At 52.4% G+C, this 12,406-nt stretch carries 14 protein-coding genes; 7 read left to right on the forward strand and 7 right to left on the reverse strand.

What is annotated here, in order from left to right:
- Positions 1-36 precede the first annotated feature (36 nt).
- Positions 37-441: a hypothetical protein gene (locus RHK62_RS05970; protein ID WP_149817595.1), complete on the forward strand. Its 405-nt coding sequence runs from the start codon at positions 37-39 to the stop codon at positions 439-441.
- On the opposite strand, the gene RHK62_RS05975 is transcribed toward RHK62_RS05970, so the two are convergent.
- Positions 415-1,872, reverse strand: coding sequence for a site-2 protease family protein (locus RHK62_RS05975; protein WP_206201442.1), 1,458 nt, complete (start codon positions 1,870-1,872; stop codon positions 415-417). The genes RHK62_RS05970 and RHK62_RS05975 overlap by 27 nt on opposite strands.
- Here RHK62_RS05975 and RHK62_RS05980 point away from each other — a divergent pair.
- Positions 1,871-2,545: an MBL fold metallo-hydrolase gene (locus RHK62_RS05980; protein ID WP_206201443.1), complete on the forward strand. Its 675-nt coding sequence runs from the start codon at positions 1,871-1,873 to the stop codon at positions 2,543-2,545. The genes RHK62_RS05975 and RHK62_RS05980 overlap by 2 nt on opposite strands.
- A gap of 232 nt (positions 2,546-2,777) precedes the next feature.
- Positions 2,778-3,215 carry an Hsp20/alpha crystallin family protein gene (locus tag RHK62_RS05985; protein ID WP_206201444.1) on the forward strand — a complete coding sequence of 146 codons (438 nt, stop codon included), beginning with the start codon at positions 2,778-2,780 and terminating at the stop codon, positions 3,213-3,215.
- 102 nt (positions 3,216-3,317) lie between these two features.
- Here RHK62_RS05985 and grxD read toward each other — a convergent pair whose 3' ends face one another.
- The 3 genes from grxD to RHK62_RS06000 form a co-directional block, all read right to left on the reverse strand.
- The gene (gene grxD, locus RHK62_RS05990; protein WP_181496364.1) at positions 3,318-3,641 is read right to left on the reverse strand and encodes a Grx4 family monothiol glutaredoxin; all 324 of its coding nucleotides are present in this window, start codon (positions 3,639-3,641) and stop codon (positions 3,318-3,320) included.
- Between the two features lie 61 nt (positions 3,642-3,702).
- Complete coding sequence (locus tag RHK62_RS05995; RefSeq protein ID WP_149817589.1) at positions 3,703-3,954, reverse strand: BolA family protein; 252 nt, start codon at positions 3,952-3,954, stop codon at positions 3,703-3,705.
- A 69-nt stretch (positions 3,955-4,023) separates the two neighbouring features.
- Positions 4,024-7,119, reverse strand: a complete 3,096-nt coding sequence (locus RHK62_RS06000; protein ID WP_310453439.1) for a response regulator — start codon at positions 7,117-7,119, stop codon at positions 4,024-4,026.
- A gap of 119 nt (positions 7,120-7,238) precedes the next feature.
- Here RHK62_RS06000 and petG point away from each other — a divergent pair, with 119 nt between their 5' ends.
- Both petG and der read left to right on the forward strand, forming a co-directional pair.
- Positions 7,239-7,352, forward strand: coding sequence for a cytochrome b6-f complex subunit V (gene petG / locus RHK62_RS06005; RefSeq protein ID WP_149817584.1), 114 nt, complete (start codon positions 7,239-7,241; stop codon positions 7,350-7,352).
- A 43-nt stretch (positions 7,353-7,395) separates the two neighbouring features.
- On the forward strand, positions 7,396-8,745 hold the full coding sequence (der, locus tag RHK62_RS06010) for a ribosome biogenesis GTPase Der (RefSeq protein ID WP_206201446.1): 1,350 nt from the start codon (positions 7,396-7,398) through the stop codon (positions 8,743-8,745).
- On the opposite strand, the gene RHK62_RS06015 is transcribed toward der, so the two are convergent.
- The 3 genes from RHK62_RS06015 to RHK62_RS06025 are packed head-to-tail and all read right to left on the reverse strand — an operon-like array spanning position 8,742 to position 11,160.
- Positions 8,742-9,947, reverse strand: a complete 1,206-nt coding sequence (locus RHK62_RS06015; protein ID WP_310453440.1) for an ABC transporter substrate-binding protein — start codon at positions 9,945-9,947, stop codon at positions 8,742-8,744. The genes der and RHK62_RS06015 overlap by 4 nt on opposite strands.
- Complete coding sequence (ilvN, locus tag RHK62_RS06020; protein WP_149817577.1) at positions 9,948-10,466, reverse strand: acetolactate synthase small subunit; 519 nt, start codon at positions 10,464-10,466, stop codon at positions 9,948-9,950. It lies immediately after the preceding gene.
- A gap of 49 nt (positions 10,467-10,515) precedes the next feature.
- A complete protein-coding gene (locus RHK62_RS06025; RefSeq protein ID WP_310438403.1) occupies positions 10,516-11,160 on the reverse strand; it encodes a DnaJ domain-containing protein in 645 nt (214 codons plus the stop codon).
- Between the two features lie 69 nt (positions 11,161-11,229).
- Here RHK62_RS06025 and RHK62_RS06030 point away from each other — a divergent pair, with 69 nt between their 5' ends.
- Both RHK62_RS06030 and RHK62_RS06035 read left to right on the forward strand, forming a co-directional pair.
- Positions 11,230-11,784 carry a shikimate kinase gene (locus tag RHK62_RS06030; protein WP_302679075.1) on the forward strand — a complete coding sequence of 185 codons (555 nt, stop codon included), beginning with the start codon at positions 11,230-11,232 and terminating at the stop codon, positions 11,782-11,784.
- Complete coding sequence (locus RHK62_RS06035) at positions 11,778-12,335, forward strand: DUF4126 domain-containing protein (protein WP_149817571.1); 558 nt, start codon at positions 11,778-11,780, stop codon at positions 12,333-12,335. The genes RHK62_RS06030 and RHK62_RS06035 overlap by 7 nt, the downstream gene beginning before the upstream one ends.
- Positions 12,336-12,406 lie beyond the last annotated feature (71 nt).

The following is a 12,406-nucleotide window of genomic DNA, read 5'->3' on the forward strand; positions in this document are numbered from 1 at the left end:
TGAAAAAGCTGCAAAAAGATACGATAGAGAAGAGACATGTCTGCTAATGAGCGATCGCGAATGCCCCAAGGCCTTGAGTCAGAATTTCGGCAGCAGGTGGATCGCCTGCATCGCTTTACCGTTCTCATGCGCTGGAGTGTGGTGCTCTTTCTTTGGCTGACGGTTGGCACATTGAGTCTCTGGGGCTTCCGTTATGAAATTAGCCTGATGCGCGAGCATTTTACGTGGGCAGCGTTGCGTTATGGCATTCTCTTCAATCGGCTGCCGGCGATCGGTTTGGCGCTGTGCATTGGCATGACCCTGAGCGTTCTCTACTGGCAGACCCGCAACATTTTCTGGGGCAGATCCCCCAAGTGGCAGCAACGCCTAGAAAAACAAGTCCTGCGCATTCGTCAACAGGGGCAACGCCATCCCCTATGGCATTGGGTGTGTCGGCAGTAGCAAATCCCCCAGGGGTGCCGGCACCGGCAAAATAATGAGCAATAGCAACACCAGTGCCATCAAGCCAAGGGCATCGCGCCAGTTATCCAATTCACTGACATCATTGAGGGCAGGTTCATCAAAGGCGGGCATAAAGAAGAGGATCAAAGCCCAGACAAAGAGCCACGGTTGAATAAAGGAGAGAATCAGCACCAGTAAACGGCTGACTTGGCCAATGACTGCCCCCGCCCGATGACCATACATCGCATGGACAATGTGCCCCCCATCCAATTGACCCACCGGCATCAAGTTCAAAGCCGTCACCACCAAGCCCAGCACTCCCGCCACTGCCATCGGATGGAGGTGTAGCGCACTATCACTCTTGAGGGCAGCGCCAAAAATGGCTTTGGCAATCAGGGCAAAGAGAATCGAAATGCGGGGACTAAACACTTGGGGATTGAGGGGCTGCTCGGAAGCATTGGCGGGCAGTTGTACTACCTCGGACTGCTGTAGTCCCCAAACTAGAATCGGTAGGGTCACGAGCAATCCCGCAAGGGGACCCGCCATACTGATGTCAAAGAGGGCACGGCGATGGGGAACGGGCGATCGCATCTGGATAAAGGCCCCCAGTGTGCCCATGGCAAAGGGTAGAGGAATAAAGTAGGGCAGCGTTGCTTTGACGCGGTAATACCACGCAGTGGCAAAGTGTCCCAGTTCATGGATGCCCAAAATCAACAGCAGACTGACACTGTAGGGCAACCCCTGCCAGAGCAAACTGGGATTGAGTCGCAGTTCCGCCGCCGTCAGCTCAGGCGCCACGAGTGCCAAGCCAGCAACCGTTGTCGTCAGAAACGTTAAAGCCAATAGTCCAAGGCTGAGGCCGGGACGAAAAAGCTGTTGGGGCTGGGGCAAGCGATCGCGGGGAATCAAAGCAAAAAAGGGCTTATTACTCAAACCCATTTGAAACATGACCAGAAAGCGATCGCCAAAGCGTTGGGCAATATTGCGCTCCACGGTTTCATAGACTTGGTTCGCATCCCCGCGCATTTGCCCCCGGCAGATCACCGCCTGCGGACGATACTCAATTTGTTGCAGATAGTACATGCCCCAAGGGAAACAGCTCTGCAATTGCGTTTCTTCATCCTGATTGAGGAGCTTGCCATTTTCCGTCGGTGTGGGCGGTGGGGGTGTGGGTGGTGCCGCTGGTAAGGAGGGCTGGCCTCGGCGCAAAAGCACAAGATAGAGCACCGAACTGGTGACAAAAACAAGGATCAACCATCCCGACGGCACAGGGGTATTCCCTAAAAGCAGCATCCAACCCCCAATAAAAAATGCTGGCAACATCAGCACTAGCCATAGGAGCCACCAAGGGGTTTGACTGACACGGGCAGCACTCTGGCGGACAATAAAGACCAAGATCAAACCCAATACAATAAGGGAAATCCATGTCATGATTTCGATCCCTGTGGCTCAACAACAGAAACCGCCCCGCCTTGTATTGCCCATGGTTTACGGGTTTCCACCAAACCGCGAGACGCTGGGAGGCACTGCTTATCTCATTGTAGAAAATGATGGCAATACCCTTATTGATTCCCCCCCTTGGACAGAGAGCAGCCAAAATTGGCTCAGGGAGCAGGGTGGCGTTCAGCGCCTCATCCTTACCCATCGAGGGGCGATCGCCCGCGTTCGTGAGCTGCAGCGCACCTTTAACTGTGAAGTAATCATCCATGGTCAAGAAGCCTATCTTCTACCCCAAGTGACCGTAACTCCGTTTAACCACCATCTAGCGATTAGTGAAACCCTCGAAATCCTCTGGACACCCGGTCACTCCCCCGGCAGCGCCTGTGTCTATTGGTCTGGCCAAGGGGGTGTTCTCTTTAGCGGTCGTCACCTACTCCCTACGCCGACGGGAGAACTAGCACCGATGAAAACGGCGACCACCTTCCACTGGCCTCGACAACTGCGCAGTGTTGAGACATTAAAAGCCTTTTGTCGGCAGAAGTCCCTGAGTTATCTCTGTCCGGGGGCAAATATTGGTTTTCTGCGGGGGACACTGGCGATCGCCAACGCCCAAGCCATTCTGCAAGAAATCCCTGTTGATAACCTTTTGGCTAACAAGGTTTAATGTTTCCTTAATTTCCCTATCAGGATAATACAGGTTCGGGAAAAGGAACTTGGAGAGATCGTTAAACCCCACTTGGATCAAGACTTGCATCCTCTATAGTGAAGGTAGGTAGAGGGAATAAGCCCAAGCAATACCAAGGGAAACAAAAACAAAGTTAATTGTTGGTGCTGTTCTCTCTGTAAATCATCCCGTGGGCAATCTAAAACCTTAAGAAATACAGGAGGATCAGCGTATGGCACTCGTTCGTTGGGAACCGTTCCGCGAAATCGATGCGCTACAACGCCAAATGAACCGTCTATTTGATGAATTGATTCCCTTGACCGAACGTCGCAGCGATCTCAGCTTCTTGCCGGCAGCCGAACTCGAAGAAACGCCTGATGCTTTGCTTCTAAAAATTGAACTGCCCGGCATGGAGGCCAAAGACCTCGACATTCAAGTGACGGCGGATGCCGTCTCTGTCAGTGGTGAACGCAAATCTGAAAGCCAAAGCGAAAGCAATGGTATCAAACGCACCGAATTCCGCTACGGTAAATTCCAACGGGTCATTCCTCTGCCAGTGCGGATTCAAAACACCGATGTCAAAGCCGAATACAAAGATGGCATCCTGCACCTGACCCTGCCGAAAGCGGAAGAAGAGAAAAACCGCGTCGTCAAAGTAAACCTTGGCTAATCCGCCACTTTCTCGGCCAAACGGTCAAGGTTGTTGAACAGATGATGAAGCTCCCCCAGCAATGGGGGATTTATTTTGGGCGTCAGTGAAGGTGAGAAAAAACTAGGAAGCTAAGGCCACCTCAACCAGCTGTTGCAATTCACCACTTTGGTATAGCTCAATGAGAATGTCCGAGCCACCAATAAACTCACCATTGATAAACACTTGGGGAATCGTTGGCCAGTTGGAATACTCCTTAATCCCTTGGCGAATCTCAAAATCCTCAAGGACATCCACCGTTTCATAGGGAACACCGAGGGCATTCAAAATTTGCACCGCATTGTTGGAAAACCCGCATTGGGGCATGAGCTTGCTGCCCTTCATAAAGACAATGATTTTGTTGCTTTTGACGAGGTGATCAATTTTGGCGTGGAGTTCGGGTGTCATCGTTGGCTTTCCCTCTTGAGTTCACAAGTTACAAAAGAACAGCAATAGATTGCATTCTAAATCACTGGCGTTGTGCCCATTGCTGGGGGGTATAGGTCTTGAGGGCAAGGGCGTGGAGTTCATTGCTAGCCATGAGATCCTTAAGGCTGCTATAGACCAATTGGTGCTGCTGCACCAGTCGCTTACCCTCAAAGGCAGCAGAGACCACTACAGCTTCGTAATGATCGCCACCCCCGGTCAAATCTTGCACTTGAACAAAGGCATCGGGCAAGCTGGATTGAATTAAGGTGGTTAGTTGTTCAGGGGTAACCATAGATAATTATTTATTCCTAGCTGGAATCAAGAACCAGTTAATCTATCTCCTTTAGTCTATCGCTAAATGTTAAGTTGTTGGGGTCTGGAGGGGATGGCACTGACGGAGGGCACGCACCAAGTCTTCAAGGTTAATGGGCTTGCTCACATAGTCATCCATACCTGCATCTAAGCAAAGCTGGCGATCGCTCTCCATGGCATTGGCGGTCATGGCAATAATTCGCGGACGGGGTTGGTTCAGCTGTTGAAACAGATTAATCACCTCACGGGTAGCCGTTATCCCATCCATCTCCGGCATCTGCATATCCATCAAAATCACATCATAGGGCTGCCGTTGCACCGCATCCAGCACCTCCAAACCATTGGCAGCAATATCACCGCGATAGCCCAATTTTTCTAAGATGCGCAGTGCCACCATTTGATTGACTTTGTTATCCTCGGCAATGAGAATCCGCAGCGGCGGCAGACCGGCTTTTAAGTCTTCAAAGGATAGGGCAGCCGCTGGCTTAGGCGATACCGTTGTCGGCTTTTTGTCAAATAAATGGTTAAGGACATTGTACAGGGTGGACTGTTTGACCGGCTTGCTGATCAGGGCAGAGAATAAAGCAGTTTCCGACTCTGGCAGTGTATTGCCTAGGGAGGTTAGCAGAACCAAGGGCAATTGCGTGTAGGTGGCGCGAATTTTACGAGCAAGGGAAATGCCATCCATCTCCGGCATTTGCAGATCTAAAATGGCCACATCCGGCAGGGCTTGTTGTTGAAGCAGCACAAGGGCCTTGGGGCCACTCTCAGCCACAAGGGGGTGCATTTTCCAGTTTTTGGTTTGTAGGGCGAGAATTTGCCGGTTAGTAGCATTGTCATCCACAATGAGCACGCGCCGATTTTCAAGATGGCCGACCCCCCTGCTCTCTTTGGAAATGGCCCGCGGATTGACGAGAAATTTGACAGTAAAGTAAAAAATAGAGCCACTTTCTTCAATTGGGATCGAGTCATAGTTGGCTGGGGGTGTGCCGCCAATGGCCAAAGAATCTGTGGCCGTTTTACTTTCTACCCAAATTTGCCCCCCCATATGCTCCACAAGGCGTTGACAAATGACAAGGCCCAAACCTGTGCCGCCGTAGTGGCGAGTGGTTGAGGCATCCACTTGCATAAAAGGCTGAAAGAGGCGAGCCATGCCCCTTGGCGAAATGCCGATGCCCGTATCCTGAATGGCAAACCAGTAGGAGTAATAGGAGGGCATAAACTCATACTGGCTCATTGGTGCAGGCATGCCCTTAAGGTAGAGGGTCACATTGCCACCTTGGGTAAATTTGATGGCATTGCCCATGAGATTCACCAAGACCTGCCGCAGTCGCCCCATATCACCAATGACCTCATAGGGAATCCCTGGCTCAATATGGGCAGCTAGTTCCACCTGGCGATCGCTGGCTCGACTGGCCAAAAGGTCGAGGACTTCTTCGACACAGTCACACAGGTTGAAGGGATAGCTCTCTAACTGTAGCTTGCCCGACTCAATCTTAGAGAAATCGAGAATATCATTGATGATGGCGAGTAGAGCGTCACCACTGAGGCGAATGGTGTTGACAAATTCCCGCTGTTGGGGATTGAGGGGGGTATCCAGCAGTAATCCAGTCAGGCCAATGATGGCATTCATTGGGGTGCGAATTTCATGGCTCATGGTGGCTAAAAACTCACTCTTGGCCCGGCTGGCTTCCTCAGCAGCCCTGCGCGCTTGCTCTAGGAATTCCTGCTGCTGGATCATTTGGGAGATGTCTTCCCAAGTGCCGACAAAGCGATCTTTGCCACGGCTTTGCTGCAGAGGAATAATCCGCGCCCTAATCCAGCGACTGCTGCCGTCTTCTTGAACCACCCGGAAGCGCTCGTTGAGGGGTAGCCTCTTTCGCTGGCAGGCGACCCATGCCTTCAAGACGCGATCGCGATCTTCAGGGTGCAGGCGTTCTATCCACTGTTGTTCGGCTTCCTCCAGACTGTTGACGCCCAACAGGTCTAGAAGTGCCTGATTCAAAAAGGTGGGTCGTCCCTCGGCATCTAGGGTAAAAATGCCCACCGGCGCCATTTTGCTGACACTACGAAAGCGCGCTTCACTTGACTTTAGGAGTTCTCGCAATTGCTCTTTGCGCTGGCGATCGCGGGCAATGATCAGGATAGCACCACCCACCAAAACGGATAGGGCAGCAAAGAGGACAAGGAACTCCTGATGTAGGCGGCGGTTGTATTGCGCCAACTGGGTGTCAGAGAGCCGCGAAACCAACCACCAACGGGTGCTGCTCCAGTCACGAGCTGAATTGGTTGCTCGATCGGCAGAAAGGTAGTTGGCCTTTAGGGGAAAAAAGGCTTGATAGATAAATAGCCCTTGGGGGCTTAATAGGCTGCCTCGAGGCCGTCGTTGCATTTGTTGCCACAGCAGCGGATATTGATTGCGGATCGTAAACTGCTGTCGCTCAGGATAATAGAATCCCCATTCCTGGTGATGATTTTCTGCAATGAACCAATAGCCTTGGTCATTTGCTAGGAGGCAGCTGCTGTTCCCTAGATTGCAATTGTTGATCAACTGATTGAGAAGGTGGCTGGCGCGGTAACGAACCAGCAAAACCCCCCTTGGTGCTGCTTTTTGGTACAGGGGTACCCCAATATACAAAACAGGTTGAGCCAAGCTGAAACCGGTGCCCTCTATTAAATCCAAGGGGGAAACAAAAATCTGGTTGGGGGTCAATCGCTGTAGGATAGGCCAGTAACGGTCAATTGTCTTGGTCGCAGCGGCATCCGTTGCTTTGGGTGTGGCATGCCACTGAAAACGCACCCTGCCCTCTGGATCAAGAAAATAAAATTGATCATAGTGTTTTTTGAGGTGTTGCCATGCTGCCAGTACTGCCTTTGCCTTTTTGTGAGCCTCTTCTCCAGCAGAAGCCTCCATTAAATTAGACAACACCTGCAGTGCCATCAGAGCTCTCAACTCTTCAACCGCGTCATCTAAGATCATTCTTAGAAGCAGCCGGCTGCGCTCTAGTTTATACTCCTCCTGCAGTTGTAAGTCCTTCAGAAGGGCATGGCGTTGACTAAAATACAGGGGTGTTAACAGAGCGGCAATGACTGCTGTTGTGGGCAAAAATAACTTAATAAAAGAGAAAAGAGGAAAGCGAAACATGGACGTTCTCGCTGGCGGTGAGGATGATTTTTCCTGATCAACAGGGAGATGCCGATACAGCGCCCATTCATTAGTGTATCGTGGGGAATGGAGTTGATGGTTAAAAGGGGTGTAAGACCATGATTGAACCTTTACTGTGCGGCATTGTGCTGGGGCTAATTCCAGTCACATTGGCGGGGTTGTTCTTTGCTGCCTACCAGCAGTACAAGCGCGGCAGTCAATTTGAGACCTAAGTTGAGGGGTAAACTCAAGCCTGATTCTGCGAACAACACGCCTATGGCTTTGCCTGTTGTTGCCGTTGTAGGACGCCCCAATGTGGGCAAGTCCACCTTTGTCAATCGCTTGGCCGGGGAACGGGATGCCATTGTCCACGATCAGCCCGGTGTAACCCGCGATCGCACCTACCGCCCAGCCTTTTGGCGCGATCGGGAGTTCTTGGTGGTGGATACTGGCGGACTCGTCTTTGACGATGACAGTGAGTTTCTCCCCCTGATTCGCCAACAGGCGGAACTGGCTCTGCAGGAGGCAACAGCTGCAATTTTAGTGGTAGATGGCCAAGCAGGACCCACTGCCCTAGACTATGAGATTGCGGCTTGGTTGCGGCAGCATCCTGTCCCCGTTTTGGTGGCGGTCAATAAATGCGAATCTCCTCAAATGGGTCAGGCGCAGGCGGCAGAATTTTGGGCGCTGGGTCTAGGGGAACCCTACCCCATTTCCAGTATTCATGGCAGCGGTACGGGGGAATTGCTGGATCAGTTGATGACCTACTTACCCGCAGCGGCAACGCTCCCCGAGGCGCCGGAAATTCAGGTGGCCATTGCTGGGCGTCCCAATGTGGGGAAATCCAGTTTGCTCAATGCCTTGATTGGGAGCGATCGCGCCATTGTCAGTCCGATTTCAGGTACCACCCGTGACGCCATTGATACCGTGATTGAACACAATGGCACCCAGTACCGCTTCATTGATACCGCCGGCATTCGTAAGCGGAGTCATGTGGCCTACGGGCCTGAGATGTTTAGTGTGCATCGCGCCTTTAAGGCGATTCACCGCTCCGATGTCGTGCTGTTGGTGTTGGATGCCCTCGAAGAAATTACGGAACAGGATCAGCGCTTGGCGGGGCATATTGCCGATCAGGGGCGTGCCTGTGTCCTAATTGTGAACAAGTGGGATGCCGTTCCCGAAAAGGATACCTATACGATCAATACCTATCGCGATCGCCTGTATCAGCGATTGAATTTTCTGGAGTGGGCAGATGCCCTCTTTGTCAGTGCCCATACGGGTCAACGCCTCGACAAAATTTTTGCAGCAGTAGATGCAGCGGTTGAACAACATCGGCGCCGCGTCAGTACAGCCGTAGTCAATGAAGTGATTCAAGAAGCCCTACGCTGGCATACGCCCCCCGCGACTCGCCAAGGCCGCCAAGGAAAAATCTACTACGCCACCCAAGTGGCCACTCAGCCGCCAACATTTGCGATTTTTGTCAATGATGCCAAACTCTTCAAGGACAACTATCGCCGCTACATTGAAGGGCAAATTCGCCAACAACTGGGATTTCGAGGCACCCCCATTCGTCTCCTTTGGCGCAGTAAGAAACCTCGTGAAGCTGCCGAATTAGCAGTCCGTTAGGGTTGGCGTTCAACTTTTTTCACTAAACTAAACTTCCCACTCTGGCCATCGTCACTCATCTCAATCTGGCCAACGTAAAAGAAGCGTTGCAGCACTTCGCCTTCAGGGGTAAAGCGAATTTCCCCAAGGGGGGTTTCATAGACTCCCTTGAGAATCTCTTGATTCAAGGCCTGACGCAAATCGGCAAGGGGCAATTCCGACAAGTTCTTTTCTTGGGACAGTCGTGCCAAGGAGTCCGCAAAGACTTGAACTGCCGTAAAGGCTTGAGCACTGAATTGAGAGGGGGCTTGACGATATTTGGCTGCAAAGGCGTCGCGAAACTTGACATTCATGGGATCGGGGTTTTCAGGATTATAGGCCTGAGCCACCAGAACGCCATTACAGAGGCGACGACAAACGGGGAAGAGGTTGACTGTGTTGACGCCATTCCCGCCCAAAATTAGGCCTTGGTAGCCCAATTCCCGTAGTTGGCGAATCAAATTGCCGCCGTCGGCTGCTAAGCCGGAGATAACAATTAAATCAGGTTTGAGATTGAGGGTGGCATTGATTTGGGCTTGGAAATTGGTATCCGTGGTTTGGGTCTGCTGGACAGTCACCAGTTCAAGCTTGGGGTTCTCGCGAATGGCCTTTTGAAAAATCTCGGTTTCTGAGCGACTAAAGGCATCGTCTTGGGCAAAAAAGACTGCCACTCGGCGAATGTTGGGATTAATCTCAAGGGCTGCTTGAATTGCCGTGGGCGCCACCACATCCACCCCTGCGGAGACGCGACTAATGAAGGCACCGATTTCGGGAATGCCACGGGCGGTATTGGAAGGAGCCACCACGGGGACACCAGCCTGCTCGGCAATAGGATCGGCACTAAAAGCCTGCTGCGAGAGGGTGGGGCCAACAATGCCAATCACGCGATCGCGATTGATTAAGGTTTGAAAAACATTCACTGCCCCCGCTTCATCACTGCCGGTATCCTGAATCACCAGCCGTAGGGTCTGCCCCTTGATCTGGCCGGCTTGGTTGAAAAACTCCCCGGCGACTTGCACCCCCTGTAGAGCCTCTTGGCCGTAGAGAGCGGCATTACCGGTTTGAGCGAGGGCAACCCCAAGGGGTAATGCATTGTTGCTTACTGAGGGAGACTCCGTTGCGGTACAGCTACTGAGGGCGATCGCCCCTAGTGCAAGTAATAACCAGCAATACTTCCCCGCCAATTAGACCCGTGCCTCCAAGGACTTCAGGTATTCCGTATTCACCCCCGACTCACGCACAAGGGCAATTTTACCGGTGCGGGCAATTTCGCGAATCCCAAATTTATTCAGCATTTGGACAATGGCCACCATCTTGCCGGGGTCACCGGAGACTTCAATGGTCAGGGAATCATCGGACACATCCACCACCTTGGCACGGAAGATTTGTACCAGTTCCAAGATTTCAGAGCGGGTGCTGGCGGTGGCATTCACCTTCAGGAGCATCAGTTCCCGTTCCACACAGGGAATCGTGGTAATATCCTGCACCTTGAGGACATTGATCAGCTTGTAGAGTTGCTTGGTCAATTGCTCAATGATGGCATCGTCGCCGGGCACCACCATCGTAATGCGGGAGATGCCAATTTGCTCCGCAGGGCCTACCGCTAAGCTCTCAATGTTAAAGCCACGCCGCGCAAATAAACCGGCAATGCGAGTGAGCACACCCGCCTCATCTTCCACTAAAACCGATAGGGTATGTTTCATAACTGGGATTGAATCTTGCTGCCATGCTGGGATGCTGATTCTCTCTAGTTTAGCGGACAAGCCGACACTCTGCGAAGAGGCGATGGGCAATGCGAAAGAGTTCCTGCCCAGTGTGCAAATAGCGATCGTCGTAACTGTGGCTAAATTGCTCTAGCTCATCGAGACCATCCACCAGTTGATTCAAACAGTAATAGAGGTGGGCTGCCACCTTGGCCACAGCAGCGGGGTTGGGTTGGGCTTGGAACGTATAGCGGGCGCGGGTGAGGGCGCGACGACAGTCCTGCAAGTAGGTAAGGAAATGATCCATGAGGTCATCATCAAAGGGATCAGCTGCAAGGGCATCAATCTGGCGGGGGAGCGATCGCAAGACCGCCTCAATAATCCGACTCACGGGGTTGTAGGTGAGGGTCAGCCATTGCTCTAGCTCGCGATCGGCAGCTTGGGAACGCTGCACATCAGGCTGAGCGGTTGTTTGCTGGACACGGTGCTGGGCATCATAGGCCTGCCGACACTGCTCATCCCCCAAGATTTCATAGGCGGCGTTAATGGCGGCCATCCGCTCATGGCTGGAGCGATCGCTAGGATGGTAGTCGGGGTGATACTGCTTGACTAAGCGGCGATAAGCGGCCTTAATCTCGGCTTGGGTAGCCGTTACTGCCACCTGTAGTGTCACGTAGGGATTGGGCTGGGACATCGAAATGGTGAGAAGACCTCCATATTTAGGTTAAAGTGCTGATTTGGCGGTGTCGAGAAATGGTTATCTATGGAACTGCAAGAACGCCTTGGAGGAGTCAATATCTATCTGGTGGGCATGATGGGTGCCGGTAAAACCACCACAGGTCGCATCTTGGCGCAACGCTTGGGCTACAGGTTTGTGGATACAGATGCGGTGATTACAGAGTTTCGCCAACGACCCATTCGCGAAATTTTTGCCCAAGAGGGGGAGGCTGCTTTTCGGGAGTTGGAACAACAGGTCTTAGCACAAGTCTCTAGTTACCATCATTTGGTTGTGGCCACCGGTGGCGGCATTGTCCTCAACCCGATGAACTGGAGTTATTTGCGCCATGGCATTGTGGTCTGGCTTCATGTCCCCCTTGCGGTGCTCTGTCAGCGCCTGCGCCAAGATCAGGAACGTCCCCTATTGCAGGATCAGCCCCTTGAGGAACGCTTGAGTGAACTGCTGCAAGCGCGTCAATACCTCTATGCGCAGGCGGATTTAGAACTGGCGATTACGGCTGAGGATACCCCAGAAACGGTGTGCGATCGCCTGTGGGAAACCCTCCCCAATATTTTGAAACCCATAGAGCCATCATGCTAGAAGTTCTAGCGATTCTTTCAGCAGCAGCGGCCGGCGGGCTACGACTGGCACTGCCCCTCCTGTTGATTGGTCTATTGCAGGGGGAACAACTGTGGTCACAGGTGCCTTTACTGCGCCATTTTTCCCCCTATGGCGTGGTTGGTGTGTTAGCCGCTTGGTCGTTTCTGGAGATCTTCCTGTCCCGCAATGTCTGGGGCTACCGCCTGATTATCCTTGTACAACTGTGCTTTAGCCCCCTTGTGGGTGCCCTCCTTGGCATGACCGTGGCAACAGCAACAGAGACACCCCAGTGGCTCATTGGTACCCTGAGTGGTCTTTTTGCCTTTGTGTTGCAATTGGTGCAGGTGGGTTGGTTTTATCGGCTGGGGAAGTTACCCCGCTGGGTGATTGTCGGGCAGGATATCCTGTGTATGCTGTTAATTTTATTTGCCCTCAGGGCACCCAAGCAGGGCGGGTTAATTGCCTTACTCCTGCTGTGGTTGGCCGTTCGCAGTGCTAAGGATTGGCAACAACGACATCAGCGCTCCCGCCGCCAACGGCTAAATTCCTAGGACTTGTGCTAAAGTCTCTCTAGCGTGGCAGGAGGATGTGGATGTGAACCAGCAAGCGTTCATCGCAACAG

The organism is Thermosynechococcus sp. HY213, assembly GCF_031460975.1.
GTDB lineage: Bacteria > Cyanobacteriota > Cyanobacteriia > Thermosynechococcales > Thermosynechococcaceae > Thermosynechococcus.